This window comes from Acidobacteriota bacterium, assembly GCA_016208495.1.
Classification (GTDB): domain Bacteria; phylum Acidobacteriota; class Blastocatellia; order Chloracidobacteriales; family Chloracidobacteriaceae; genus JACQXX01.
The window spans coordinates 262783-289703 of sequence record JACQXX010000070.1 but is presented as its reverse complement, the minus strand read 5'-3'; the positions used below and the strand labels follow the sequence as shown (position 1 = coordinate 289703).

Sequence of the window (26921 nt, the reverse complement as noted above, 5' to 3'; positions counted from 1 at the left end):
TCTTGTCCGGGGTTCAGGGTTCCGGGTTTTCGAGCTTTTGTCCCCCTTCGTCTTTTTCGTCCTTTTTGTCCTTTTTGTCCTTTTTTCACTTTCCCAATTTCAGGAACTTTCTCAACAAAGGAGCTTTTCCATGTCACCACCTCGCCAGGTAGGAATCATGTTGTTTGATTTGGATGGGACACTGATTGACTCCCGCCAGGATCTCACTACCGCGCTCAATGAAGCACTCGACCAGCTTCACCTGCCGCCCCTGACGATTGAAACCGTCAGTCAGTTTATCGGCGATGGCGCCAGGAAACTGGTTGAACGCGGCCTGCACGCCGGGCTTGGCCGTGATGCAACGCTGGAAGAAACCAAACAGGGCCTGATCCTATTTAAAGAAGCGTATGGACGGCATTTGACTGATTCAACCCTTCCTTACCCCAATGTCGTTGAAATGCTGCGCCATTTTCAGGATCTTCCAAAAGGCGTGGTCACCAATAAACCCTATCAATTCACGGTTGATTTGCTTGAAGCACTTGAAATGGCCCGGTTCTTTTCGGTTGTGATTGGCGGCGACACCTTGCCCGAACGCAAACCCCGCCCGGAACCAGTGTTGGCAGCCCTTACACGCTGTCAAATCCCGGTCTCGCAAGCCGTGATGGTCGGCGATAGTGCCAACGATATTCTGGCTGGACGGGCGGCTGGCGTTTACACCTGTGGTGTTACTTATGGATTGCGCCCTCGGTGTGAACTGGAACAGGCCGGCGCCGATGTCATTGTGGATGAAGTGCTGGACTTACAGAATTTGTTTGTGTCGTAAGCGAAAATTTTTGTCCAGTCCCACGGGGATATGTTAAGAATAGCACCTCTTTTTATCCCGTTCTCGGATCCCTGATTGACTATGAGATGGCAGCCTGAGTTTTTCCAACCTGTTGCGGGGAAGTTTCGCGTTTTTGTCACGCTGGCTCTGACGGCAGCAGTGGTGTGCCTGACGGATCACCCCTGCCAGGCTCAAGTCAGCGGCTCAGAAGCGACACTGCCCTATACCTTGCAAACACGTGGCGCCACGGTTCTCCAGGAAGATTTCCGGATGATCGGAACGCCGATTCCCTTGCCTCAATCACCTGGAGTGGTCGCCCGTGGTCACGCCGTTCCAGGCAATGGGGCCGCTCCTGAAATCAAAGTACGGGAGTCCATTCGCACGCTCAAAGTTGGTGAAAGTCAGATTCTGACCTTTACCTTTGATGATCGTGAAAATGATCCGCTTTTTGCTGGTGTGGTTGGGTTCCTGCCGCAAATTGTTCAGGACGGACGCTTTTTCTCAAAAACCAAAATCAAACCGGATCGAAGTCAGTTGGGTCGCACCATTGATATCGAAGTGCTTCCAAGTCCAGCCTCGGGAACGATTGTCTGGCGGCTGACCGCCTTGCGACCCGGAACAGCGGTTTTGCTTTTGGTGGCAACTGAATTGTTTGCCAGCACTGACTCCGGCCAATTTCAGCTTTTTGCCGGAAACGTCAGTTTCGAACCCATCACCCTGACGGTGACCGATGCGCTCACGTTACCACCGGTTCCAGCACTGGATACGTTGCCACCTGATTTTGTCCTGCGTCGCGGTGAAGCACTGACCTGGGTTACCACCAGCCGGGCACCAGCAGCTCGACCGTTGACCTATGGATTTGGAGTGCTTGGGTTTGCCGGTCGGATTGTGGAGGCAAAATTCACAGATAATGCCTTGCGGATGAAAGCCAACGAAGCGGGAAAGGCGGTCATGCTGGGCTATGTCACCGACGGCATTTCAGCCGAAGCCTTTGCCCGTCCAGTCACGGTGCTCCCAACCAGACCGGGCAAAAATCCAGATGCCACACCACCAACACCTCAGATTCGGGCGGTGTCGGTCAATGTTTTTCCTGGACAAACCGAACCATCACCGCCGAAAAGCGAGGTTCTGGTTTTTGGCGAACTCCTCAGCAGCGCCGCCCAGGCCGTGATTATTTCAGAACGAGGTGACCAGTTTGTAACTGTTCCATTCACGCGGCAATCTACCACTCGCGGCTGGTTTGTGTGGGAACCGGCGGCTCCGGGTGGCTACATGATGTGGCTCACGGATTCAACCGGAAAACAAATTACCCCAAGCTATCCCCTGCGAGTGGTTGGAGTTCAGGTGAGTGGAATCTTGCGGTTGAAGAAAAAATCAGACGCTCCAGTCATCGCGCTCCTGGTGCGCGGCCAGGGATTGGGCAAAACTCCCACCGTGTTGCTCAATGGGAGACCAGTGCAAGTCAAGGTCAAACGCAGCCTGCAAAACCGACTCAATCAACGCATTCTGGTGAAATTGCCGGTCGAGCTTCTCAATCAACCCAGTTGTGTCGTTCAAATTGTCAATGAAGCCGGCTTTACGTCAGATGCCTTTTTCGTGCCGTTATCATAGGGATCGGACCCGGTATGGAAATTATGAATTATGAATTATGAATTGGGTATCTAATTTCATATCAAATAGTTACCTGCTTCATAATTCATAATTCATAATTCATAGCGTCTGACCTGGAGGACGAATCACACACGATTAGAGCCAATGAATATCTTGATCCAAATGCTCACCGAGGTTCAGGAAGGAACGATGCTGGTGCTTCGTTCCATGCGCGGCCTCACCCAACGCCCGTTGTATGTTCGCGAAACAGTCCACCAGATGGATCTGATCGGGGTGGGCAGTCTGCCAATTACCTTACTGGCAGGCTTTTTTATTGGCGCCGTGCTCGCCTTGCAAACCGCCAGCACACTTCAATCCTTTGGTGCCCAAAATTTTACCGGTCGGCTGGTGGCGACCTCACTGGTTCGGGAGCTTGGGCCGGTGTTGACTTCGATTTTGCTCGCTGGACGGGCCGGATCGGGAATCACGGCAGAACTGGGATCCATGAAGGTCAGCGAACAGATTGATGCCATGCGCGCCCTGGGTACCGATCCAATTCGTAAACTGGTCATGCCCCGGCTGATGGCCCTCCTCTTGATGGCGCCGGTCTTGACCGTTTTTGCTGATTTAATTGGGGTTTTTGGTGGCTGGATGATTTCAGTCACCCTGCTCAAACTTCCGACCTCGGTGTATGTCTCGTCTGCCCGCGAAGCCCTCAACTATAACGACATCTTTGGCGGATTGCTGAAACCGACTATTTTCGGCTTGATTGTGGCGGTTGTCGGTTGCCGGGCCGGGTTGCGCACCTCGGGCGGCACCGTTGGCGTGGGACGCTCAACCACTCAGTCAGTTGTGGTCTCAATTTTGCTCATTTTGATTTCAGATTTCTTTTTGACCAAACTGGTGCTTGCCCTGAGTAATTTTTAATTGTCTCGGGCGGAAGAACTCGGGCGGAAGATTATCGGGATGAAGACATTAGGTTGAAGAATTGGTTTTATTTCATCCCTCATCCTTCATCCCTCATCCCTTCAAATGACACCCACCAACCTCACTTATGCCAGATGAACCACGCAATGCGATTGAATTTCATGACGTCGTGCTTTCGTTCGGAGAGCAAACCATCCTCAATGGCGTCAGTTTTGTTGTCAAACCAGGCGAAACCAAAATTCTGATGGGCGGTTCCGGAACCGGAAAATCCACCTCGCTCAAACTTGTCCTGGGATTGCTCAAACCCGATTCAGGTCAGGTCATTGTTGATGGTGAAGATGTGACCCATTTCTCGGAAAACCAGTTGATGAAGGTTCGCCAAAAAATCGGCATGGTGTTTCAGGACGGAGCGCTCTTTGACAGTCTCTCGGTGTACCAGAATGTCGGTTTTAAAATGTTTGAACAGGGGGCAGATGAAGAAGAAATCGAAGAAACCGTCCAACGAACCCTCCGCTTTGTCAACCTTGAACAAGCCCTTACTAAAATGCCGTCTGAACTCTCCGGCGGGATGCGCCGCCGGGTCGGAATCGCCCGGGCGCTGGTTGGAAATCCAAAAATCATCCTCTATGACGAACCAACGGCGGGTCTTGACCCACCAACCGCCCGCACCATTTGCGAACTGGCCATGAAATTGCGTGACCTGGAAGGTGTCAGTTCGATCTTTGTCACCCACCGCATCCAGGATGCCACGACGCTGGCCCACGAACATGCCACGATTAATGACATGGGCGAACTCGCCATTTGTAAAAATAGCGAACGCCACCACGAGACCAATACCCAGTTTGTGATGCTGCGCAGTGGGAAGGTCATCTTTGAAGGCGATGCCCAGGCGCTCTGGAGTTCAAAAGATCCTTATATTCAAACGTTTTTGGATATGGAGTAACTTTTTTGGGGTTCAGGGTTCAGGGTTCAGGGTTCAGGAAAGCAAAATCATAACTGGTTTTGGATGGTTGAGGTGATCAAGGTGGAATGGTTGTTATTCAAATTGGACGTCTTATCTGAATTCTGTAAACCCTGAACCCTGAACCCTGAACCCCGAAACCCGAAACCCTGATTTCACAATGGAATTTCTGATGAATCAAAAAACCGAACCTCAACCAGATCGAAGACAAAATACCAAACTCAATAAACCACCGGTTTTGTTTTCAAAAACCCAAAGCATTATTTCAAAGATTGAGCGCGAATTAGGCCACACGTTTATTGCCTATTGGAATTCACCGGGTGGATCGGTTTGCCAAAACGACGTGATTGGGCTGTATGGCGTGCTTCGAAAACTGGGCCACCGCGATACGATTGTGTTGTTTATCAAATCTGACGGCGGATCGGGTCAGGCATCACTGCGCATGATCAACCTGCTGCGTCAGTATGCCGGGCATCTGGTGGCCGTGGTGCCGCTGACCTGTGCATCGGCAGCCACCATGATGGCGATTGGGGCCGATGAAATTCAGATGGGGCCGCTGGCCTATCTGACGGCGGTGGATACCTCCATCACCCACGAACTCTCGCCAGTTGATCACGACAATGACCTGGTCAGTGTCAGTCAGGATGAACTCCAACGAGTCATTAAACTCTGGCGACAGGAAGCCACCGGGACAAATGAAACCAATCCGTATCAGGCACTCTTTCCCTACATTCACCCGCTGGTGATTGGCGCCGTGGATCGAGCCAGCTTCCTTTCAACCAAAATTTGTCAGGAGATTCTCGCCTATCACCTGACCGAACCCAATCAAGCCAATGAAATCAGTCACACTCTGAACTCAAACTACCCCACGCACAATTACCCGATTACCCTGCGTGAAGCCAAACAAATCGGCCTCAATGCCAGGGCACTTGACTTGAAAATCAACGATTTACTGATTGAACTCAATGAATTGTATTCTGAAATGGGTCAACGGGCGCTGACTGACTATGACGAAGAAAACTACCACAACAACGAGATCATCAATATTATCGAAGGGCACGGGGTCCAAATTTACTATCAAATTGATAAAGACTGGCACTATCGCAAGGAAGAGCGCCGCTGGACGTCACTCAACGATGAAAGTTCCTGGCGCAAAGTTGAGCGGATTGGACGACAAACCAAACGCACGGTGTTTCATGTGCGATAACCAGAGCGAAGTAGCTAAGGGAGTGTTAAAAAATAAGTTCCTGGGGCGCGTTCTGCCACGTCCAGGTTTTGGTTTTGCCCCGCGAAGCGTTGCCGTTCGGGATGCTCAATCCAAATGCCTGATTCCCAAACGAAAACGGGAAGTTGATTTTTTACAGTCCCTAAGTAGCCAGCAATACCGAACTGAAGCTGAACCATCAAGGAAAAATCTTCGCCGGAAAGGCTACTAAATCAGTCTTCGAAAGCCTGGTAAGGGTTACACCATTTTGCAATGAATACCTCGCATGAGGAAACAGTCAAATAATTCAATCAACTGAGCTTAGCGAACTACTGACTACTGACTACTGACTACTGACTACAAACTGGTATTACGGGTATCAAGTATGGCCAAAAAGAAAATTGGTTTTGCAGATTTGCGAGTTGGAATTTTGGTGGTTGCGTCAATCGGGGTTTTGATTGCCGTCATTTTGACCATCAGCGGTGATATCAATCCCTTTCGGAACCAGTTAATCGTCAAAACCAGCCTCTCTGGGGTTGATGGACTTCGACCGGGAGCGGAAGTTCGGCTGGCTGGAGTGAAGGTCGGTCAAGTGCGACGCGTGCTGCTGCTGGATGTTCCTCAAAACGACCAGGCCACCCGCACCGTTGAACTCGAACTGGCGATTGACCCAATCATTGACGGTCGCCCCGCCGGTCAACGAATTCGAAAAGACTCTAAAGTTGTCCTTGGGTCGGTTGGATTGCTCGGAGACAAAGTGGTGGACATCATTCCAGGTACCCAACAGGCTGAAGCAATTACCAAAAATTACGAGTACATCCAGGGTTCTCAGGAAACCACCATTCGCCAGCTCATTTCTGGTGCGGATGACATTCTGGCCAACTTCACCACACTTTCCGTTTCAGTCAAACAAATTGCCGAACGCATCAGCAAAGGTGAAGGCACCATCGGCAAACTCATCACCGATGAATTGCTCTATGAAAACCTGAACCAGACGGTTGAAGAGTCGCGCAAACTCGTCAACGATGTTCGAAAGGGCAAAGGCACGGCAGGTCAACTCATTAGCGATCCAACACTCTATAATGAATTAAATGAAACGCTGCAACGAGTTGAAAAACTGGTGGCGGATGTCAACGAAGGCCGTGGCACGCTCGGGAAACTGGCCACGGACGAAGCTGTCTATAATCAGTTAAACTCCGTGATGGCACGGCTGGATCGGACCACCGTCAAACTTGAAGATATGGTCAATCGGGTGGATCGCGGCGAAGGGAACCTCGGGCTGATACTCAACGATGACAAACTCTATCGCGAAACCGCCTCCACCATCGCCAATTTAAATGCCATCACCGCCCGGCTTGAACGTGGTGAAGGGACGGCTGGACGACTGCTCAAAGACGCCGAACTGTATGACAATTTGAATTCGACGTCGTCACAAACCACCAAATTGCTGGCTGACTTCCGCCAGGACCCCAAGAAATACCTGACAATTAAGTTGAAGCTGTTTTAAGCCGGGTTCAGGGTTCAGGGTTCAGGGTTTGGGGAAAAGTCAAAACAACAAAAAGGGCAAAAAGGACCTAAATTCGAAAATCCTGAACCCTGAACAAGATGACAAGATGACAAGATGACAAGGTGACAAAGTGACCAGGTGAGAATGGAATTTTTTTCATCCCTCATCCGTCATCCCTCATCCCTTGAAAGAACCCCGAACCCCGAGCCCCAGATCCTGAACCCTGAACCCTAAACCCTGACCATGTCCGACATTGAATTTCCCTCATCCCAGGCAGAATCCCGATCCTTCCGGCGCGGACTGGTTATGACCGCACTCGGAGTGTTGGTCCTGTTCATTGGGATTTTTTCACTGGTGAAGGTTTTGAATTCAGGGGTGCGGCTCTATACGCAATATCATTCGGTTGATGGACTCCACAGCGGCGCCGAAGTTCGACTGGCCGGGGTCAAAATTGGCAAAGTGAAAAGTTTTCGGTTTCTCGATACCACTGATGTGGGCCCTGACACGCCACAAGTTGAAGTGGAAATGCTGCTTGACCCCACGTTTCAGGGAAAAGACCTGACCTCGTTGATCTATAAGGATTCGATTGTCTACCTGCGTACCGAAGGCTCGCTGGCACAACGAATACTTGATATTGCAGATGGAAATCCACGGAGCGGCACCGTGAAAGACGGTGATCTTCTCAAAGGCCAGATTGATGCCAACCTGCAGCGGCTTTCAGAACGTGGCCAAACCCTCACTCAAACCCTTGAAGTGGCTCAAACTCAGTTAAATGAAGTCGGGAAAAACCTCAAAGCGGGCCGCGGCTCCGTTGGTGCATTTTTGTACCGCAAGGAATTTCAAAACCGAATACTCCAGCTCAACCAGGAGGTTGAAAGCCTTGTCCGTGAGCTTGACACGGGTCCAGGTAACATTCGAAAACTCCGCAGCCTGGAATTCCGCAAACGACTGGATCGCCTGAGTTCGCTGATTATGAAAATTGCCGATCAAGTTGTCGCCGGAAAAGGAACCCTTGGAAAAGCTTATCAAGATCAAGAGCTGGCCGACCGACTGACCCGTATGGCCGAAACCTATCAACGACTGGGACAACTGGTTGATAAACTCAACCAGCGCTACAAAGCAGGTAACGGCTCAATCGGCAAGTTAGCCCACGACCCAAAGTTCCAACAGGATGTCCGCGAACTCCGTACTCGAATCAAACGCCTGTCAGATGGAGTCAAAGCTGGAGAAGGAACCATTGGTAAATATTTGCAGGACCCACGGTTGAAAAATTCGCTGGCTGACACCACAACCGAAGCCTTCAAAACGCTCTATGACATCCAGCAATCACCTCGACGCTACATCCGTCTGAGATTCAGTCTTTTTTGAATGAAGAATGCAGAATGTGGTTAGTGGTTAGTGGTTAGTGGTTAGTTCCTGGTTTCTGACGCCTGGTTTCTGGTGCTTGATACTTCTTCGAAAGTATTGATTTCTAACCACTAACCACTAACCACTAACCACTAGATGGCTTCTTCATTCAAAAGTCGCTTGCCAAAAGTCTCAACACCCGCTAAACAGTCACCTTTTCTTTTTCTGACTTCCAGATTTCACGAAATTCACCACTCACCTGAAAGGGCAATCATCATGAGCGTTCTTGTCAATGAACACACCCGCCTGATCGTCCAGGGTATTACTGGAAAAGAAGGCACGTTTCACACCCTGCAAATGGTCGCGTATGGAACCAAAGTTGTCGGAGGAATCACCCCCGGCAAAGGCGGCACCACTCACGAAGGGATCCCGGTTTTTAACACGGTGGAAGACGCCGTCCGCGAAACCGGCGCCAATGCCTCCGTCATTTATGTGCCACCGCCATTTGCGGCTGACGCCATCATGGAAGCGGCTGAAGCTCGGATTCCGTTAATTGTCTGCATCACCGAGGGCATTCCAACGGTAGATATGATGCGGGCATTTGCCTATGTGAAATCACAAGGTGTCCGCCTGATCGGGCCAAATTGCCCCGGTGTCATCTCGCCCGGCAAGTGCAAAATTGGGATCATGCCCGCTCATATTCATCGCGAAGGCCGAATTGGTGTGGTTTCACGTAGCGGGACATTAACCTACGAAGCAGTTCACCAGTTGACCAACCTCGACCTGGGCCAGTCAACCTGCATTGGTATCGGCGGCGATCCAATCGTTGGAACTCAGCACATTGACGCGCTCCGAATTTTCAACGATGACCCGGATACTGATGCCGTGGTGATGATCGGCGAAATTGGTGGTTCGGCTGAAGAAGAAGCCGCCGCGTTTGTCAAAGACGAAATGAAAAAACCGGTCGTGGGCTTCATTTGCGGACAAACCGCACCTCCCGGACGTCGGATGGGTCACGCTGGCGCCATCATTTCCGGAGGCAAAGGCACAGCGGCTGAGAAAATGGCGGCCATGACCGCAGCCGGCATCCACGTCGTGAACAGCCCGGCGGATATTGGAAAGAAAGTTGCCGAAGTTCTTGGACACTAAGTAGTAGTGGTTAGTGGTTAGTGGTTGTTTCTTGGAAAGTATTGATTCCTAACCACTAAGCTGGCTCTTGGAAGGTATTGATTTCTAACCACTAACCACTAACCACTAACCACTTTCTTCATTCTTCATTCTCTTCATTCTTGATTAAGGAGTTTTACTTACCGAATGGCTACTGAATTAACATTTGCAATCATTAAACCGGATGCCGTGGCAGCCGGAAACGCTGGTCACATTTTGCAACGCATTCTGGATAATGGATTTAAAGTGCGTGGAATGCGTCTGATCCACATGACCCAGGCTGATGCCGAAGGGTTTTATGCTGTCCACAGCGAACGTCCCTTCTTTAAAGATCTGGTCGGCTTTATGACCTCTGGACCGTCAGTGGTCCTGGCACTCGAAAAAGAAGACGCCGTCAAAGCCTGGCGCGATCTGATGGGGCCAACCAATTCAAAGAATGCCCCACAAGGCACGATTCGCGGCGACTTTGGCACCGACGTTGAACGCAACGCCAGCCACGGTTCAGATTCGCAAGAAAATGCCGCCATTGAAGTGGCTTTCTTCTTCCGCAAGTCAGAGTTGGTGTAAAACTGATTTGGAGGCGGGGATTTGATCTTGCCAGATACAGAGGCTCAATCAAACCTTGGATAAAATTTTGTGGAGTGCGTCTTCTTGCTGGCGCACTCCATATTTTTTTGCAATCAATTGAAAATCTTGGACTTACTGGCTACTGAGCAAGAACATCAAACCACCATTTGCAATTAGGGTCATTTTTTGAAGGAAAAAAACGGGCTTTTTGTTGAATCGCCAGCAAAACAGCCTTCAGGTATGACTGGGTGACCCCTTCTTTCTCTGCCCATTGTCGAATTATTTCAGTGGTTGACAGCAATTGGTCGGGTTGATTGATCGTCTGAAGGAAGATTTTCCGTGCCTTGGCATCATCAGTTGCCAGTTTGCAACCGATTGAATGAACAATTGCCAGGGACATTGCCTCTCCATCATCGAGCCTGGCGGCATAATCAACAAAAAGCCCTTCTTCGCTCTGATCTGTAAGTTCCCGGATGCCCAATACCCCTGATTGGATAAAAGGGGCAAGATCAATCAACTGTCGTGGTGAAAGAGGATCTCCTGTTTGCAACGAGATACTTTCTTTTTCCACCACCGGGCAAATCATAAAATCCATTTCGATTGCCCGCCGAATTGAAATAATTTCACCACTGGCAATCAGATTGATCAAAACGCAGGCATCAAGAACGACCCTTTGGGAACTCAAACCACACCTACCTTCCCCCAAGTGGCGTGCTCAAATCCACTTGCAGCGTCCCAAAGTCCTGATCTTGTTCGGCAAGAATACGATTACTCATTTCCTCCACAATGGTCCGTGCCGTGATCCGGTCAGTATCAAGAATTCGAGCCAGTTGCCCCTCGCTGAGGTCTTCCTTGTGATATGCCATCACGGCAAGCTGTAGATAGCGAGTTGGAAATGGCTGAATCTCAGATTCGTGGGACTGCAATCCAAGTAATTGTTGAGCTTGTCGTGGCTTGAAGCCTTCAACCAGCAAGCGATCCCAGGTTCCGTAAGGCAACCGCTTCAAATCTTCCAACCGGCGAACCATGGCCTGAAAACTCACTTGATACAAATGAGCCAACGTACAAATATCAGCCACGTTGACATTCCCTTTCATGCGATGAATCTCGGAAAACCGGCGATTGAGCCCACTCGCCGGCATCAGGAAATTGGCCGTGATAGCATCAGCCAGACGCTCATTGACTGAATTCCGTTTCGCGGCCATTTGAAAGGTGATGTCAGGTTGATACCGGGTCGTCAGAAAATGCCCATATTCATGAACCAGCGACCAGTTACATCGCTCCAATGGGTGCTTTGAATTGACCCCGATACACCCACCAAACTCATCAGTGAAGGCAAAAACACCAGAAACTTCCGATGGCATTGGAAAATAGAAAATCCGAAGACCAATATCCGTTTCAAAGCGTTCCCGCAGGTTATTTACGGGCCCATCTCCAAGCCCCAACCGGTTGCGCTCCGCCGTTGCAATGTCTTCCCCAGCTTGTTCGGGTACTCGCCCTGTTGTGTCGTAAACAGGTGGGTAAAACTTTGCCAGAGGCATTCCACACAGTGCCTCAAGTTCAATATAATTTTGAGCAAACTGCTGTAACCGAATAGCTGCCTCCGCAAGCCCGGCATCCCCTTCAATTTCTTTCCCCCAACTGGCGCGAAATTGTGGAATAAAGCTCTTTTCAGTTACTGGACGCCCGACAAACTCAGCTAAAGAACGCCCATACAGATTGGCCAGTGTCAGGAGTTCATGGGAAGTTATCCGGCGTTCGCCCTTTTCAATTGCAACCAGAGTGGTCCTGGCAATTCCCAATTGCTCGGCAACTGCCTGTTGAGTCAGTCCAGAAGCTCGACGTGAATCTTGCAGTCGTGCCCCTAAAACTCGTGGGTTGATTTCTTCAAGAATATGCTTGCTCATAGAAGGAAACTTTCTATGGATTATGGGACAAACCCAGTTTCATCTGTTCAACCTGCTTACCCCCTGACATTGTTAACTAAATATACTCTTATCTAAACAAAAATGTCAGAATTCTACTTTTTCTTTACGGCAGAGCTGCCCATTGAGTAAGATCTCATACCCTTCCCGTTCGCGAATCAAACGTGGGCTTCCCTGCCCTAACAGCACTTCAGCCGGTCGCGGACGGTGGAGAAAATGCGACGACATCGCATATCCATAAGCACCGACATCCAGAATTCCCAGCACATCCCCGGCTTTTAATTCCAGCAATTGCGCATCACGACTGAGATAATCACGCGAGAACGTCGAATTTCCGCACACATCTGTGGAAAACCGTGGCGCGGAACTGTCTTTCCAGAAGCAGACTTCCCGATGGCCTCCGTGAACACTAAGGACCGCAATGTTTCCAACCGTGGTATCGGTTCCGACAATCTGGCGATCTCCCTGCCATTTGACTGAGACCACACGAGTTAACAACGTTCCACATCTGGCAATCGCGGCCCGTCCAGGTTCAATAACGAGGTCAACAGGCTGGTTCAACGCTGAAAGCTGACGGGTGAGTTCGTCACCAAACATTTTCCAGTCAAACCCTGGACGGTCAGCATGGTAGGCATATCCAAAGCCTCCGCCAAAATCGAGATAGCTCCAGGCTGGCAACTGTTTCCCGGCTTTCAAAACTTCGGCAATGACGCTGGTAAATGAGGTGGTCGAATTTGTCCCTGTGCCCCGATAAAAATGAAGGCCCGTCACCTGGAGTTCAGAATTCTTCGTGAGTTCAAGTGCCGCCGGAAACTCAGCTGGAGAAACTCCAGTTCGTGTTTTTCCAGTCAGGTCAGGCAGGTTTAATCGAAAACCAAGACGCGGCAGGTATTTTTTCTCAGACCAGTTGCGATACACATCAATCAATGACCGCAATTGATCGAGACTGTCCAGATTCAGCGTTGCGACCTGCCACCGGAGCATTTGTTCAAATTCATCACGAGTCAGATTCCCACCGCTAAACACAATTTCCCGTGGATCAAACCCGGCCCGGAGTCCCAAAAAAACATCACCCGGAGTATTGGCATGGAGTCCCCAACCATGATCTTTGAAGATCTTCAGCAGGGCCAGATTCCCATTGGTGACGCTGGCGAAGTGAAATCGCGTCCTGGCGTATGCCACCGCCTGGGTAATATGCCGGAGAGTTTCATTTAAAACTTCTGAATCATAGACATAGAGTGGTGAGCCATACTGCTCCAGCAGCATCTCAGCCGTTTCAATCGAAAATGGTCGGTGACGTGAATTCATATCAATGCCTCGGGCTTGGGGCAATTGAAGGGATGAGGGATGAAAGATGAGGGATGAAATAAAACCAATTCTTCAGCCCGATGTCTTCACCCCCAAACCCTGTTTAGTTTCGAAAACCCGGAACCCGGAACCCGGAACCCGGAACCCGTTCTTATTCAACCAGGGCACGCTCCAGAAACCGTAAAATTGGAAATGGCATGCGAAAGGGGCTTCGCAGCGGTTGCGACCAGAGTTTCTCACCAGCCACGGTTTTGCGCCAGACCTGCCAGACCAGAAGTAACCACAAGATTTCACCAATCCGGCGTCCCTGAATGTGCCCGCTGAACTGCCCCAATGCGACTCGAAGCGGAAGGTCCGCTTGCCAGTGGTCTTCAGCGCCAAGTGTGTTTGTATTTAACCAGCATCCAAGCTTTCCCCAAAGCGGTCCCAGGCACCATTCAGTTAACGGTACTCCCATGCCACGCTTTTCTCGCCAGACGATTTCTCCCGGAAGCCACGGCTCAACCGCGCGTTTGAGCAGATATTTTTCACAGGGGCCCCGCAAACAGAGTTCCCCAGAAAGTTGAAACGTCCATTCAGCTAAAGGATAGGAACAAAAAGGGGATCGCACGTCCAGTCCGTGCACCCAGGCCAGACGCGTTGCGCGAGGCTGGATGTTTTGGGCACCTTTCAGCATCAGCCCGGCCCGGCGCATTCGATGTAAGAATGACTGGCAATACCCTCCATCCAAAGCCGGTTGAATCCACCCAATCGGGGATAAATCACCCAACGCTGTCAGCATGTGATCGGTAAACACAGAAGATTCATAGCCTTGCAGTCGGTGAAATGTTTTCAGATATTCACTCATCAAACGCAATTCATCCATTGCCGATGCTTGATAGACTCCAGCCGCAATCAACGGCTTGTTGGTCCATCCGGCAAAAAGCTGGTCGCCGCCTTCGCCGTTAAACACGATCTGCACATCCCGGCTGGCAGCCTGCCCGAGCAAATACAATGGCACGGTGACCCCGTCACCAAATGGAAGCTGCAGCGAATGAACCGTTGCTTCGAGTGCCTGCCGGATCTGCTTTGGGTGGGCTGGAACTTTCACCAGCGGAATTCTCAAATAACTGGCAACTGCTTCAGCAAATTCAAGTTCCGGCAATCCATAGTTACCAAAATCAAGCGAATAGGCTTTGACTTTTACCCCAGCCCGGACCAGAAGGGCAGCAACAATGGATGAATCCAATCCTCCAGACAAGAATACCCCGACCGGGTTGCTGGAAACATCTGTCACCTGGGATTCAATGGCTTCGGTTAATAGCCGACGAAGTGCTGAAACGGCTAAATCTTCATCATCAGCCGTCACTCGATCTTCGCACCATTCGTGGGTGCGCAGGGATTTCCGAACAATTGTTTTTTCAGTGCTCTCCAGAGTACCAGTCGGTGCCTGCCAGCAGAGTGTTTCCCCAGCAGGTACAGCAGCAATACCTTCGATTGGGGTCAACGGTGCGGGCACGTATGAAAAGCAGGCATAGCCATACAAACCTTGTGGATCAACCACTGAACGGCCCGTTACTTCGATGAGCAAAGAGAGTTCGGTTGAAAACCAGATTGAACCATTGTGTGTGGTCCAGAAGAGCGGCACCCGGCCAAATGAATCGCTTTCAAGCCGCAGCCCTCTCGCGGTTATTTCACCGACCATATCAGCTTTGGATCCCACACCGGAAGCACTGACGAAAAAACGGATATTCTGCACCGATTTTTGAACTGTGACCTGACCTTGCCAGGCAAGTTGAGAAAAGGCGGGTTCCGGGTTCCAAGAAAGTGCTTCAAAATTCCAGGTTTGCCCGAAACGACCACGCAGTTTGGCCCAGATGGCTATTGGTTCTGAAGATTTGGCAGGGTTCCAGTTGCCGAGAATGGCTTTCATGGAAAAAGGGGTGAGGGACGGAAAATATCCTGGTCAAATGAGGAAAGGCTATTCATTTGAATACAAGTATTAAGTTCTTTTTCTTCATTCTTCATTCTTCATTCTTCATTCTCAATTCTTCATTCTTCATTCTACTGTGAAGGTGGTCGTGCTGATGACCCGGCCTTCAAGCGAAAGCTCAACTTTCCAGGTCCCTGAAGCCGCATCCGAACCAAGCTGGCATTTGCAGTGGGTTGGCCAGACTGACTTATCAATTGTTTTGGTGCGGTAGGTGTTTTCCCGATAGACCTTGCCCGTCGGATCATACCATTTGCATTTCAAGTTGAGTTCTTTGCCTTCAGGAGCGTCGCGCAAGACGACCTGATTAAACACTTCACTGTTTGCCTGTTTGTTGATGACCTGCACCGCCCGTGCATCATTGGCACCAAGGGTAATCTGGCCCGGTTCGGCATTGACGCGCCCAAGTGCAGCGCTTTGGAGATAGAAGATCCATCCAACACCGAGCACCAGCACCAGCACCAGCGCCGCTACTGCCATGATCATTCGATTTTTGGAGCGCTTTTGCTGAACGACCAGTTCGCGGCGTTCCAGTTCAACCATCGCATCATCAAGCAATTCCGCCGGCAGGTCCAGTTCACGCAAAATCCGCTCGACCTCGGCGCGTTCCAACGTGGAGCGCTCCAGTTCCTCACGCTGATGCGCCAGTCGGGTGACCTCTGAAACAACCTGGGATAATTGAGTTTGGGATAAGCGACTTGACATGCTGATGTCTCCTGTCAGGCAATGATTACTTTTTTGGAGGATGCCAGCCAGCCTTTACCCAATGATGACGGGCAGTAATGGCAAACTCAACTTTGTTAATATGAAGTGCTTCAATTGTGGCCCTTCCTGTTGGAGTACAGCCAATAAGATAAATGCTCTCTTCATCCCAGTTAAAATGCTCGTCCCAAACTTGCGTATTTGGATTGAAAAGATCGGTGAGTTGGCCTGTTTCAGGATCAACTCCCTGTGTTTTACTGGCCTTGTGGCGATTGCAATTGCCGCACGAAAGACACAGATTTTCTACTTGATTTGATCCCCCTTTGCTCACAGGGGTAATGTGCTCAAATTCCAATGGATCAGGCACAAATTGCTGTTGGACCTGGCAGTAAGAACATTGGTCATGGTGGATTTCCCGGACTTTTCGTTTGGTCTCTGGGTCGAGATAGGCCCTCCGACTCTTATCTGAGCGGCTCACGCAACCCCCTTTGTACAGCCTCTTTTAAAGCTTCTGACTTATAAAGAAGACCCAGGTTATACCGCCTCATCATTTCATCAAGTGAATGTTCTCCTTCTTCGTCCAACTCTCCCTCACGGTTCAGTACAAGAAGCTCACTCAACCTCATTTGATCCTGGGGAAGTGCCCGAATTTTGGAAAGTTTTAAAACTTCTGGATCTGGCAGTTGGGGTACAGGTGTTCGTTCCAGCAGGCGCGTTAAAAGTTCTTCAATGATTGGATGACTTAAAATTTCCCCAGTTCTTTTGTGAACAAGCATTTCACCAACCTGTTCAACACCCTTTGTTTTGCCTTCGTCCATGAGCCAGATGGGAATCAGCCAGGTTTGGGAGTCTCGACTTTGCGCCTGCCCGGGCACAAAGTAATTCGGCAACGGACCATGGAAAAGCCAGTTGCCGGCAGCTTTTGTGGCTTCTTCACGCGTCAATTCTTCTTCTAAGGGCAGGTCAAGCAGCGATGAAATTTCCGGAGGTTCTTCAGCAGCCAATCGCTTTCGAAAGAAGTTGAGTCGGGAGCTTGGGGTTTTCGATAATCTTGAAACACGTTTAGGAAACTTGTAGTGCATTTGATTATCCACAACGACCAGCCGTAGGGTTGTGGAAACACCCTGGTTTTGACGAAGCGGCTCGATAACTTCTGAATTTTCAAGCACTGCGTGTGAAATCTGAATTATCATGGGTCCCAAAGGTAACCGCTTGCCAAACACTTCGACTGGGCCCTGACTTTTTTCATCCAGGAGCATTTCGAACGCGCCCGGCTCGGAAAAAGGGGTTTCTTCCAAATCTATTGAGTCCAGGGAATTCAAAAGAATCTCAAAACGTCCAGCTCGGACGGAAAACTCACCTTCTGAACAAGCCCGAAAAGCAAATTCAATTGCCCGGACTTCAGCTTGATTGAGTGTCCCTTCAGGCAGGGTAAAGAAGCTTTGTCCAGGTCGTGTAAAACACTGCTCAACAAACAGTAGCTTGCGGCAAATAGCTGCCCGCCCTTTGAAATTCTTCAATTCGTCTTCAGGCAACGGCGGAAAATGGAGTTTGAGGGAAGATTTGCCAAATTCAAAAGAACATTCCTGAGCCGTGTTCAGTGCCAATAAATATCGGGTGTAACACAACTCATCACGGAGTGTTGTACGAGCCAAAGCGATAGATGCCGAGGCAATGGAAGGAATTCCATTTTGAGGATTTACAGTAAATTCAATGCTTACCAGCGGATGATGGTGTTCAGGTTGGTTCCTGAGTTGAACCAGATTTCCCTTTTTTTGCAGTTCAAAGGTTTGTTCAGGAACATGGATACCAGGAATGTTGAGTGTTGCCCGAAAGTATCCAGTCTCAGGCAGAGCAACCGAATCTGGCAGTACAAGTTGCAAATGTGAACTTCGTGGCCTTGAAATTGGACGATAGGAATTCTCTGCAAGAAGTGCGCTCATATATCAATCAACCATTTCCTAATCAAAGATGAGATCTGCAAACACTGGGGTTTTTAGAATATTTGCCGAAAAAAATTACCATACTTTCCAGACCAGTGCCTGCCCGCAATCTCACTTTAACCCCATAAACAATGTGTTTTAAAGCATATATAGCGAACTAACAGGGTGGGACACTTTCTTCAAGTGACAATGAGGAGTCAGCCTTTCTTCCCAATATCGAACTCCACTGACTCACCCACTGCTGTGTCTGCTGCATCGTCAGGAGCACTCCGGTAAAGACCAGAATCGTGCTGCCCACCAGTTTCACAGTGATGGTTTCGCCAAGAAAAAGCACTGACAGACTGGCGGCAACCACTGGCTGAATGTAGATAAACACCGCGACCATCGAGGCATCCACCCGTTTGAGTGCCCAGTAGTTGAGCCCATAGGTCAAAACCGTCGGGAAGACAATCACATAGGCGACGTGCCACCAGGCGCTGGCTGACACCTTCGACACCTGAGTTGAGAAGAAGAGAAAAAGTGGTTTGGCGCACACCAGGTCAACACCAATCGCCCCGAAAACCATCAGGAACGTGGTCGAAGTCAGGGCATCGTACCTGGCTACGACGTTGCGGCTCAGAACCAGAAAAAAAGCAAAGGAGACACAATTGAGAAAGGTCAGAATGTCGCCAAACTGTTGTTGTGACTCGAATTGAAACCGATGAATCCCCAGCAGCCAGCACACACCGCTCAGGGAAAGCACAACGCCCAGGATTTTCAACATCCGTAAGTGCTCTTCCCCACGCAGCACCGCAAAGATCAGGGTCATCACCGGAATGGTCGTTCCAATGATCGCCGAATGAGTCGGTGTTGTGCGTGCCAGCCCTTCGACAAACAAAATTTGATTGATGACAATGCCAAAAAGAGCGAACCCGACAAACCAGCGCAGATCCTCACGGGCTGGATAGCGCCGGACAAACAGCGAATGAATCAACAACAGTATCACCGCCGCCGATGTGACCCGGATACCCGCCCATGCCTGCGGAGGAATTTCTGAGAGGACAACTTTCGATGCGTAATAATTGATTCCAAAAAAGAGCTGAACCGCCAGCAGCGCGGCATACACGCCGGTTATCTGGCCCGTTGAAAGGTGGTCCGCACCACGGTTTGACTGACTCACAAAGATATGTTCCTTCTGGATGAAGCTAAAAAGATTATTGACAGGGTGGCCAATAGTACAGTAGAAACCCAGTTCAATCACTGACTGTTCCCTAAAAAGTCACATCATCTGCACCCGTAGCTCAATGGATAGAGCATCAGACTTCGGATCTGAGGGTTGGGAGTTCGAGTCTCTCCGGGTGCGCCAATCAAATCAAAAGCCCGCCAATCCTGGCGGGCTTTTGATATTTTACACTGCCTTAGATCTTTCTCTGTTGCAGAAAGGTCGGTTTTCGCCCGGATGGGCGACGGAAATTAGCCGGTGTGGAAGCCTGCTTTGAGGCGCACCCACCGGAACGCAAGCCGCGAAGCGTTCGCGCCCGGTAGGGCGCTGCACCAGAAGTCCGATTATCATCCAACGAATGTCACCCAACTTGAAGTTAATCCAGCGCCCATCCGGGCGCGACCCTTAATGGCGACTCTTTCCGGTGGCCGCGTGTCCAAAGCGACACTTGCCACCGGCTACTTTCCATCGCCCTCCGGGCGGAAGTGTCAAGCTCAAGTGACCTTTCGGCAACGGAGTTATATCTTTGAAAGTAGTTTAATTCTCACGCTTTAAGATAAAACATGGTCGGGGAATCCAATTTCAGGGGTATCCATTTGCCGTCGATAAGCAGAAACCTCCTCCAAAAAATCATCGAAAGTTGGGTCATCAGCAAATATCCCCATATATTTCAACCAGGGATTGGGTAAAGATGGGTCACTTTTCGAAGCAACTTCAACCACAATGAGTTCCCCCTGCGAAAGTTGCTCTTCAATAGCCGATTTGACTTTGGCGATGGCTTCCTCCCGAGTTTGTCCTTGAGCCACACAATTGGGAAATCCAACAACTGAAGCAACAAATTGATGGCTCGAATGACTTTGCACAAAAACTGGATATTGCATGACATAACCTCTTGATTCATTTTTACTGGTACCAATCAACTGTTCACCTGGGTTGTACTCTGTGGAGCAGTAATTCTCAAGCCCGAGGGATTTCTTGGCATGAAAACCATTCCAAAATTGACTGAAGCCACCATTCGTGACCACAGCGACAGCCGGAGTTTTGAGCGCGGGCAACAGTACTTTCGCGAAAATGCCATCTACAACACTCGCAAACAGGGCCTGACCTTCAAAGGTAAATCGGAAGGTTCATCCGGCGGGCAATAAGGAAATGGACTATGACCACCTCAAACGAAACGCTATGGAATGATGGAACGAAACGCCGGAAACGAATTCGGATTTTCCTGGCAGGGCTCGGCTTGGGATTTTGTATTCTGCTTTTGATCATCTGGAGCACGGTGACTCAGCCGGTTTTTGGCACCATCCAGGTCAACCAGTCTCTGCCCAAAGTTCAACCGGCGAGGCTTGAAGCCCATGTCCGGATGGTGTCGGAAGGTCTTGGCCCACGGGATGAGAGCCACCCGGCCAATCTTGGCCGGGTGGCTGGATATATCCGCCAGGAATTCATTCAGGCCAAAGGAATTGTCTCGGATCAGCCATTTGAAGCCGGCGGGAAAACCTACCGTAACGTGATCGCGCTGTTTGGGCCGGATACCAAAGAGCGAATCGTGGTCGGGGCGCATTACGATGCGTGTGAGGCTTTGCCGGGAGCCGACGACAATGCCAGCGGAGTGGCTGGACTGATTGAACTTGGCTATCTGCTGGGCAAAGCTCAGTTGCCGATGCGGGTCGAGCTGGTGGCCTACACACTGGAAGAACCACCGTACTTCCGCACCAAACTCATGGGGAGCGCCATCCATGCCGCCTCGCTCAAAAAAGCAGGTATCCCAATACGGGTTATGTTTTCTTTGGAAATGATCGGATATTTCAGTGACGCCCCCGACAGTCAGCACTACCCGCTGGCAATTCTCAAAGGAGTTTACCCGTCACAAGGCAACTTTATTTCAGTCGTCGGAAGATTGGGCGAAGGTAATCTGGTGAGCAAAATCAAGGAGGCCATGCTCACCGGGTCGGAACTCCCGGTGTATTCCATCAACGCTCCGGCAACCATTGAAGGACTCGACTTTTCCGACCATCTGAATTATTGGGAAGCCGGATACAGCGCCGTGATGGTGAGCGATACGGCATTTTTTCGAAACAACCGCTACCATACCGCCCGCGATACCGCCGACACACTCGATTACCCGCGAATGGCGATGGTGGTCCAGGATGTCTATGCAGCCGTACTGGCCATCTCCCAGTAATTCCGAAGTTTTGAATTTTCCCGGTCTGCAACAGAGCGCCAAATCCTTCGAAACGGCGTTCTGTCTGAGGTAAGATGACGATTCCATCATCAAATACTCTCCAAGGATAGGACCTGCTTTAATACTTGCTATGGGCAAATCTGATAAACTCTTGCTTCAAGTGTTAACAGGGCATTCGGATGACAACATTCAGTTTAGTGGATTATGTCATTTGCTTCTCTCTTTAGGGTTTGACGAACGCATTCGAGGAAGCCATCACATCTATACCAAAGAAGGCGTCGAAGAAATCCTTAACTTACAACCACTTGGAGTGAAAGCGAAAGCATATCAAGTAAAACAGGTTCGGAATGTTATTACTTGGAGGTGCGCAAAAATGACCGATCAACCCCGTTACGAAATGATCATTTATTGGAGTGAGAATGATCAGGCATTCCTGGTGGAAGTCCCGGAGCTTCCTGGCTGTATGGCTGATGGGGCGACCTACACCGAGGCTGTAACCAATGCTGAAGTGATCATCCGCGAATGGATTGAAACTGCCAGAGAACTTGGGCGTCCGATTCCGGAACCGAAGGGGCGGTTGATCTACGCCTGATTGATAAATCAATGCTTTGAAAACTTTCTCACCTGCTCTGTAAACTATGCCAAGAGCTCCCTCTCCACCCAAACACTTCTACACGTTGAATGAATACTTTGCACTGGAACGCGTCGGTGATGCCCGCTATGAATACTACACCGGCGAGATTTTCTGCATGAGCGGTGGGAGTGAACAGCACGGACGAATCGCGGGTAATATTTTTGCTGAACTCCACAGCCAGTTGAAAAAAAGGCAATGTGAAGCTTTCAGCGCTGAAATACCAATCAAGACACCAATCCTTCCCCCTATCGCTATCCTGATGCGAGTGTTGCCTGTGATGAAGCTCAATTTGAAAAAATCCAGGGAATTGGCCTTCTGACCAACCCGGTGCTCATTGTCGAAGTGCTTTCGCCTCAAACGGAAGCTTTTGACCGGAAAGAAAAATTTGAAGCCTACAAGGCACTTGAAAGCGTGCGGGAATATCTGCTGGTCGCCCAAAATGCACCGCACATCACTCGCTTCGTCAGACAGGAAACCGGTGCGTGGAAACGGTTTGACGTGGGCAGCCCTGAAGCAGTTCTCACGCTGGAAGCCATTGACTGTCAGTTGGCGCTGGCCGATGTGTATGCCAACGTGGTGTTTGAGTAAACTTCGGGTCTGATCCTTTCCAGGGTCTATCGGTTCAATGTTGTTCCCAAACAATGGCTTCAACGCACTTCAAACAAGCTGAAGCTTGAACTCTGAACGTTCCCCTCGCAACCAGCCTCCCAAACCATCATCATTGCCAGGTGCACTGGATCAACCTGGACGGGAAGCGCTAAGGCACGATACCCTCACTATCTCCTGCATAACCTGCCTGAATTTCCCTCTGAGATCGAATCCAAAGGAGAAATCATGCCTCGTCATCTGAGATTCGTTTCGATTGGCCTTGTACTCGGTGTTTTCTTCGGTAGCTTTCACCTGACAACCTCATCAACCAATACTCATCGAAAGCCGCTAAACCCTTCAAATACAGCGATATTCATCCAATCAACCATACTCCGTGAAGGAACCATGGAAACAGGTGAACTCAAAGGCGGTGAGACCCGCGCCTTTCAGATTCCCCTGAAAGCCGGCGACTTTTTCAATGTGGCGGTGAACCAAAAAGGGATTGATGTTGTCGTGCGGTTGGTCAGTCCAGAGGGAAAAACCGTTGAGGAAAGAGATTCACCAACTGGCCAGGAAGGAACAGAATTGCTTTCCGCTATTCTTTCAACTTCCGGAGAGTATCGCCTGGAAATCCTCTCACTGGATAAAACCGCGCCTTCCGGCATATATGAACTCAAGGTCAAAGTCTTGCGGGTCGCCACCGACCAGGATCGGGCATTCCATGACATTGAAACGCTGCTCGGTGAGGTTGAAAAACGCTTTGGCGAGGGAAAGTATGATGACAGCCTGACACTGGCGGCCCAGGCACTGGAAAAATGTGAAAAAACACTCGGCCTGGAACATCCGCTCCGGGGTGAGTGCCTCCATATGCTGGGGATTCTCCATCGAGATAAGGGAGATTACGACCAGGCTGAAGTTTCATTTCAGCAGGCGCTCGCGATCAAGGAAAAAACCGTGGGAGCGGAATCCGCATCCGTTGCCCGCACACTTAACCAACAGGCAATCCTCTACAAAACCAAAGCCGATTTCCCCAAAGCGGAAATACTCTTTCAACAAGCACTGGCGATGGCTGAAAAAACGGATGGACCGGAAAGCAAACTGGTGGGCGATTGCGTTAACAACCTGGCGTATCTGTATTTCCAACGTGGCCAGCTTGCCAAAGTCGAGCCACTCTTGCTACGGGCCAGACTGGTTTATGAAAAAGTCCTCGGACCCGAACACACCGAAGTCGCCACAATTCTCAACAATCTGGGCTGGCTCAATAAAACCAAAGGCGACCTTGCCAAAGCGGAACCGATGTTTGGGCAATCGCTGGCCATTCGCGAAAAGAAGCTTGGCCCTCACCATCCGGATGTGGCTGAAAGCCTCAATAACCTGGCGGGGCTCTATCAAGCCAAAGGTGACTTCATCCGGGCATTGCCGGCATTTGAAAAAGCCCTGGCAATCAGGGAAAAGGCGTTTGGCTCCAATCATCCGCTGGTGTCACAGAGTCTCAACAATCTGGCCGAGTTCCTGAGCAATCAGGGAGATTTCGCCCAGGCAGAACCACTCTATCAACGGGCACTGGCCATCAACGAGAAGGCATTTGGGTCCGAACATCCGGAAGTGGCCATCAACCTCAACAATCTGGCGGTGTTGTATCGAAACAAAGGCGACTTTGCCAAGGCTGAACCGTTGTTTGAGCGGTCGCTGGCGATCAAGGAAAAACTGCTAGGTCCCCAAACTGTGGGGGTGGCGATCAGTCTCAACAATCTGGCGAGTTTATATGTCAACAAAGGAGACTACGCCCGCGCGATTCCTTATTATCAAAAATCGCTTGAAATCAGAAAGAAAGTACTGGGGCCGGAAAACCCAACAGTGGCCGTTTGCCTGGGCAATCTCGGTGGGGTCTATAATTTCCTGGGTGACTACCCCCAGGCTGACTCGTCTTTTCAGCAGGCCGCGGTCATTTTTGAAAAAACACTGGGACCGGATCACGTGTTAACTAACAATAACCTCTCCAACTATGCAATGACCTTCTTTTCCAAAGGCGACTATCAAACCTCGGAAAAAATGTTTCAGCAGGCACTGGTAGTCAGGAAAAAAGTGCTGAGCCCTGATCACCCATCAATTTCTCACACACTGAAAGAGCTGGCACTGGTTTCCCTCGGGCAAAACCATATCGAACAGGCGATTGCCTATCAAACCCAGGCCAACGAGACAATGGAACGTGATTTTGCCCACAACCTGGTCACGGGCTCTGAGCGCCAGAAGTTGTTGTATTTAAACCAGACCCTCCGGTTTATGGATCTCGCAATTTCGCTCCATGTCAACTATGCGCCAGCTAACCTGGAGGCACTCCGAGCAGCGATGCTGGCGGCGTTGCGCCGAAAAGGCCGTGGGCTTGACGCGATGACGGCCAGCCTCACCACGTTGCGACGATATGCCGCTCCCGAAGACCAAAAATTGCTCGACGATCTGGCCAGTGCCAAACAACAACTCGCCACGGTTTCCCTTCGCGGGCCCGGACGCGAAGGTCCCCAGGCTCATCAAGCCCAACTCAAAGAGTTAACTGAGAAAGCAGAGCAAGCCGAAGCCAGAGTCAGTATCCGAAGTGCTGAATATAAAGTGCAAACTCAGCCCATCACATTGGAACTGATTCAGAAAGCTATTCCAGCGGACGCGGTACTGGTTGAGTTCGTCACCTACGCCCCCTATGACTCAAAAATAAAAAGATATGGAACACCCCATTATGTGGGGTATATCCTTGCCAGCACCGGGAATCCGCAGTGGGTGGATTTGGGAGAGGTCGAAGCAATTGACAAATTGACCCATAACTTTCGGAATGCACTGCTCAAAAAAATTCCACTCGGCCAGGTATTCAATCTTCCCGGTGAGAAGGACGCCCCTCAAACTCTCAAAATCCTCGCCCAGAAGCTCCACCAGAAAGTGATGCACCCCATCCTTGAAAAAGTACCAGGTGACAAACGCCTGTTGCTCTCGCCCGATGGGGCACTCAATGTGCTGCCGTTTGGGGCACTGATTGACAGGCAAGGAAAATTTCTAATTGAACACTACCGGTTGACCTATCTCACCAGCGGACGTGATTTGTTGCGAGCGCAAACCCGGTTTGAGTTCAGAAACCCGCCGATGGTGCTGGCGGACCCGGATTATGGCCAGGGAGGACAACCAAAAATTGCTGGAATTTCCTTGCATCCGCTCGCCCGGCTGGTCAATACCGCCAGTGAAGGGTTGGAAATCCAGCAACTCTATCCCCAGGCAGTGTTAAAAACCAAAAGCGCAGCGACGAAACAGACGGTGATTGACACCCATCGCCCACAAATTCTCCATTTAGCCACCCATGGGGTGTTTTTGTCGAAATCCAGACTCACGGCTAATCCAGAACCTGAAGGCCGGAATGTTAACATCCTGGAAACCCCATCATTTGACCTTGATCTTGCGAAGAATGAAGACCCATTGCTGCGCTCGGCACTCTTTTTTGCCGGTGCCAACCAGGGGGCGGCGACCAGCGGGCAAACCACCCTCACCGCGCTTGAAGCCGCCCAGCTCGATTTGTGGGGAACGCAACTCGTGGTGCTCTCAGCCTGCGAAACGGCGCTGGGTCAGGTTATTCAGGGTGATGGTGTCTATGGGCTGAGGCGGGCACTGATGCTGGCCGGAAGCGAATCTCAGGTGATGAGTCTGTGGCAAGTGTCGGATCTTGGAGCCAAAACCTTGATGAGCGGGCTCTATCAGCGTCTCAAAAATGGTGAAGGCCGCAGTGATTGCCTTCAAAATACTCAATTGCAAATGCTCAGAAGCCACCGGTGGAAACATCCGTTTTACTGGGCAGCCTTCATTCAATCCGGAGAGTGGGCCAATTTGGAGGGAAAACGATGACCAGGAAAGGGCTGAAGAACCAGGGCTTGGGGCTGAAGACATTGGGCTGAGGACTCGCAAGCTCGGAGCAAAGGAAGGGATGAGGGATGAAGGATGAGGGATGAAATAAAACCAATTTCTTCAGCCGCTTTCTTCAGCCCTCAGCCCCAAGCCCTGAGCCCGAGGGCTTTTCAGCCCGAAGTCTTCAGCCCTCAGTCCCAAGCCGTGGTGCGAAGCCCACGGCTATTATATAATGCCCCTCTGGACCTGAAATCCTTATCCTGGAGCAGTGGGTTAGAACTTTAATTTCAACCACTTTTCGGAATTTTTCGATTCCGCCTTTTCAGGAAAGGCAATCGTTGAATTGGTGTGAATTTCGAGCATCACCCGCCAGGTTTTGGCGGGAAATCGCGAGCGACGGATTTGATATTCCTTGACTTCGTCGGGGAGGAATTCACGCCGTTCAAAGGTAAGTACCTTGTCATAAGTTTCCTGAGATATTGGGTTTGGTAAGTGGTTGATCTTTTTCGTGTTTTTCG

At 50.3% G+C, this 26921-nt stretch carries 24 protein-coding genes, 1 tRNA gene and 1 pseudogene; 17 read left to right on the top strand and 9 right to left on the bottom strand.

All coding sequences use genetic code 11. The features are described 5' to 3' along the window. Window positions 1-130 precede the first annotated feature (130 nt). From gph to ndk, 9 genes are all read left to right on the top strand, one after another. Window positions 131-802: a phosphoglycolate phosphatase gene (gene gph, locus HY774_13845; protein ID MBI4749566.1), complete on the top strand. Its 672-nt coding sequence runs from the start codon at window positions 131-133 to the stop codon at window positions 800-802. A gap of 81 nt (window positions 803-883) precedes the next feature. Continuing rightward, complete coding sequence (locus HY774_13840; protein ID MBI4749565.1) at window positions 884-2413, top strand: hypothetical protein; 1530 nt, start codon at window positions 884-886, stop codon at window positions 2411-2413. Window positions 2414-2557: 144 nt separating this feature from the next. After that, a complete protein-coding gene (locus tag HY774_13835; GenBank protein MBI4749564.1) occupies window positions 2558-3319 on the top strand; it encodes an ABC transporter permease in 762 nt (253 codons plus the stop codon). 127 nt (window positions 3320-3446) lie between these two features. After that, window positions 3447-4262, top strand: a complete 816-nt coding sequence (locus HY774_13830; GenBank protein ID MBI4749563.1) for an ATP-binding cassette domain-containing protein — start codon at window positions 3447-3449, stop codon at window positions 4260-4262. A gap of 178 nt (window positions 4263-4440) precedes the next feature. Further along, window positions 4441-5487 (top strand): hypothetical protein, encoded by a 1047-nt coding sequence (locus HY774_13825; GenBank protein MBI4749562.1) that lies wholly within the window; start codon window positions 4441-4443, stop codon window positions 5485-5487. 382 nt (window positions 5488-5869) lie between these two features. Further along, window positions 5870-6991 carry an MCE family protein gene (locus tag HY774_13820; GenBank protein ID MBI4749561.1) on the top strand — a complete coding sequence of 374 codons (1122 nt, stop codon included), beginning with the start codon at window positions 5870-5872 and terminating at the stop codon, window positions 6989-6991. Window positions 6992-7234: 243 nt separating this feature from the next. Continuing rightward, window positions 7235-8359 carry an MCE family protein gene (locus HY774_13815; GenBank protein ID MBI4749560.1) on the top strand — a complete coding sequence of 375 codons (1125 nt, stop codon included), beginning with the start codon at window positions 7235-7237 and terminating at the stop codon, window positions 8357-8359. 255 nt (window positions 8360-8614) lie between these two features. Next, the gene (gene sucD, locus HY774_13810) at window positions 8615-9487 is read left to right on the top strand and encodes a succinate--CoA ligase subunit alpha (GenBank protein ID MBI4749559.1); all 873 of its coding nucleotides are present in this window, start codon (window positions 8615-8617) and stop codon (window positions 9485-9487) included. Window positions 9488-9652: 165 nt separating this feature from the next. Next, window positions 9653-10072 (top strand): nucleoside-diphosphate kinase, encoded by a 420-nt coding sequence (ndk, locus tag HY774_13805; protein ID MBI4749558.1) that lies wholly within the window; start codon window positions 9653-9655, stop codon window positions 10070-10072. A 139-nt stretch (window positions 10073-10211) separates the two neighbouring features. Here ndk and HY774_13800 read toward each other — a convergent pair whose 3' ends face one another. The 8 genes from HY774_13800 to HY774_13765 form a co-directional block, all read right to left on the bottom strand. Then, window positions 10212-10646, bottom strand: a complete 435-nt coding sequence (locus HY774_13800; GenBank protein ID MBI4749557.1) for a hypothetical protein — start codon at window positions 10644-10646, stop codon at window positions 10212-10214. Window positions 10647-10764: 118 nt separating this feature from the next. After that, a complete protein-coding gene (locus tag HY774_13795) occupies window positions 10765-11979 on the bottom strand; it encodes an ImmA/IrrE family metallo-endopeptidase (protein MBI4749556.1) in 1215 nt (404 codons plus the stop codon). 105 nt (window positions 11980-12084) lie between these two features. Continuing rightward, window positions 12085-13305 carry a decarboxylase gene (locus tag HY774_13790; GenBank protein ID MBI4749555.1) on the bottom strand — a complete coding sequence of 407 codons (1221 nt, stop codon included), beginning with the start codon at window positions 13303-13305 and terminating at the stop codon, window positions 12085-12087. A 151-nt stretch (window positions 13306-13456) separates the two neighbouring features. Continuing rightward, entirely contained in the window at window positions 13457-14989 is a 1533-nt protein-coding gene (locus tag HY774_13785) for a 7-cyano-7-deazaguanine synthase (GenBank protein MBI4749554.1), read from the bottom strand. Window positions 14990-15343: 354 nt separating this feature from the next. Continuing rightward, on the bottom strand, window positions 15344-15979 hold the full coding sequence (locus tag HY774_13780) for a DUF3859 domain-containing protein (protein MBI4749553.1): 636 nt from the start codon (window positions 15977-15979) through the stop codon (window positions 15344-15346). A gap of 25 nt (window positions 15980-16004) precedes the next feature. After that, window positions 16005-16388: an HNH endonuclease gene (locus HY774_13775; GenBank protein ID MBI4749552.1), complete on the bottom strand. Its 384-nt coding sequence runs from the start codon at window positions 16386-16388 to the stop codon at window positions 16005-16007. A 49-nt stretch (window positions 16389-16437) separates the two neighbouring features. After that, on the bottom strand, window positions 16438-17274 hold the full coding sequence (locus HY774_13770; GenBank protein MBI4749551.1) for a hypothetical protein: 837 nt from the start codon (window positions 17272-17274) through the stop codon (window positions 16438-16440). An 802-nt stretch (window positions 17275-18076) separates the two neighbouring features. Further along, window positions 18077-19078 carry a DMT family transporter gene (locus tag HY774_13765; protein ID MBI4749550.1) on the bottom strand — a complete coding sequence of 334 codons (1002 nt, stop codon included), beginning with the start codon at window positions 19076-19078 and terminating at the stop codon, window positions 18077-18079. Between the two features lie 110 nt (window positions 19079-19188). On the opposite strand from HY774_13765, the gene HY774_13760 reads away from it, so the two are divergent. Further along, window positions 19189-19264 (top strand) — tRNA-Arg (locus tag HY774_13760). Between the two features lie 114 nt (window positions 19265-19378). Next, window positions 19379-19675 (top strand): hypothetical protein, encoded by a 297-nt coding sequence (locus HY774_13755; GenBank protein ID MBI4749549.1) that lies wholly within the window; start codon window positions 19379-19381, stop codon window positions 19673-19675. Here the strand turns inward: HY774_13755 and HY774_13750 are convergent. Next, window positions 19672-20001: a type II toxin-antitoxin system HicB family antitoxin gene (locus HY774_13750; protein MBI4749548.1), complete on the bottom strand. Its 330-nt coding sequence runs from the start codon at window positions 19999-20001 to the stop codon at window positions 19672-19674. The two genes, HY774_13755 and HY774_13750, sit on opposite strands and share 4 nt — an antisense overlap. 99 nt (window positions 20002-20100) lie before the next feature. Here HY774_13750 and HY774_13745 point away from each other — a divergent pair, with 99 nt between their 5' ends. The 6 genes and pseudogenes from HY774_13745 to HY774_13720 all read left to right on the top strand — a co-directional run bounded on the left by HY774_13745 (window position 20101) and on the right by HY774_13720 (window position 26403). Next, entirely contained in the window at window positions 20101-20265 is a 165-nt protein-coding gene (locus HY774_13745) for a hypothetical protein (protein ID MBI4749547.1), read from the top strand. Between the two features lie 11 nt (window positions 20266-20276). Then, on the top strand, window positions 20277-21302 hold the full coding sequence (locus tag HY774_13740) for a M28 family peptidase (protein ID MBI4749546.1): 1026 nt from the start codon (window positions 20277-20279) through the stop codon (window positions 21300-21302). Window positions 21303-21675: 373 nt separating this feature from the next. Next, window positions 21676-21894, top strand: a complete 219-nt coding sequence (locus HY774_13735) for a type II toxin-antitoxin system HicB family antitoxin (protein MBI4749545.1) — start codon at window positions 21676-21678, stop codon at window positions 21892-21894. A gap of 46 nt (window positions 21895-21940) precedes the next feature. Continuing rightward, entirely contained in the window at window positions 21941-22255 is a 315-nt protein-coding gene (locus tag HY774_13730) for a Uma2 family endonuclease (protein ID MBI4749544.1), read from the top strand. Continuing rightward, window positions 22177-22524, top strand: a pseudogene (locus HY774_13725) (Uma2 family endonuclease). The gene HY774_13730 and the pseudogene HY774_13725 overlap by 79 nt, the downstream one beginning before the upstream one ends. A gap of 405 nt (window positions 22525-22929) precedes the next feature. Further along, window positions 22930-26403: a CHAT domain-containing protein gene (locus HY774_13720; GenBank protein MBI4749543.1), complete on the top strand. Its 3474-nt coding sequence runs from the start codon at window positions 22930-22932 to the stop codon at window positions 26401-26403. The last annotated feature ends 518 nt before the right edge of the window (window positions 26404-26921 follow it).

Bases quoted from the DNA above. Each gene is read 5' to 3' on its own strand.
- gph (MBI4749566.1), top strand. From the start codon at position 131: ATGTCACCACCTCGCCAGGTAGGAATCATGTTGTTTGATTTGGATGGG.
- HY774_13840 (MBI4749565.1), top strand. From the start codon at position 884: ATGAGATGGCAGCCTGAGTTTTTCCAACCTGTTGCGGGGAAGTTTCGC.
- HY774_13835 (MBI4749564.1), top strand. From the start codon at position 2,558: ATGAATATCTTGATCCAAATGCTCACCGAGGTTCAGGAAGGAACGATG.
- HY774_13830 (MBI4749563.1), top strand. From the start codon at position 3,447: ATGCCAGATGAACCACGCAATGCGATTGAATTTCATGACGTCGTGCTT.
- HY774_13825 (MBI4749562.1), top strand. From the start codon at position 4,441: ATGGAATTTCTGATGAATCAAAAAACCGAACCTCAACCAGATCGAAGA.
- HY774_13820 (MBI4749561.1), top strand. From the start codon at position 5,870: ATGGCCAAAAAGAAAATTGGTTTTGCAGATTTGCGAGTTGGAATTTTG.
- HY774_13815 (MBI4749560.1), top strand. From the start codon at position 7,235: ATGTCCGACATTGAATTTCCCTCATCCCAGGCAGAATCCCGATCCTTC.
- sucD (MBI4749559.1), top strand. From the start codon at position 8,615: ATGAGCGTTCTTGTCAATGAACACACCCGCCTGATCGTCCAGGGTATT.
- ndk (MBI4749558.1), top strand. From the start codon at position 9,653: ATGGCTACTGAATTAACATTTGCAATCATTAAACCGGATGCCGTGGCA.
- HY774_13795 (MBI4749556.1), bottom strand. From the start codon at position 11,979: ATGAGCAAGCATATTCTTGAAGAAATCAACCCACGAGTTTTAGGGGCA.
- HY774_13790 (MBI4749555.1), bottom strand. From the start codon at position 13,305: ATGAATTCACGTCACCGACCATTTTCGATTGAAACGGCTGAGATGCTG.
- HY774_13785 (MBI4749554.1), bottom strand. From the start codon at position 14,989: ATGGTCGGTGAAATAACCGCGAGAGGGCTGCGGCTTGAAAGCGATTCA.
- HY774_13780 (MBI4749553.1), bottom strand. From the start codon at position 15,979: ATGTCAAGTCGCTTATCCCAAACTCAATTATCCCAGGTTGTTTCAGAG.
- HY774_13750 (MBI4749548.1), bottom strand. From the start codon at position 20,001: ATGCAATATCCAGTTTTTGTGCAAAGTCATTCGAGCCATCAATTTGTT.
- HY774_13745 (MBI4749547.1), top strand. From the start codon at position 20,101: ATGAAAACCATTCCAAAATTGACTGAAGCCACCATTCGTGACCACAGC.
- HY774_13740 (MBI4749546.1), top strand. From the start codon at position 20,277: ATGACCACCTCAAACGAAACGCTATGGAATGATGGAACGAAACGCCGG.
- HY774_13735 (MBI4749545.1), top strand. From the start codon at position 21,676: ATGACCGATCAACCCCGTTACGAAATGATCATTTATTGGAGTGAGAAT.
- HY774_13730 (MBI4749544.1), top strand. From the start codon at position 21,941: ATGCCAAGAGCTCCCTCTCCACCCAAACACTTCTACACGTTGAATGAA.
- HY774_13720 (MBI4749543.1), top strand. From the start codon at position 22,930: ATGGAAACAGGTGAACTCAAAGGCGGTGAGACCCGCGCCTTTCAGATT.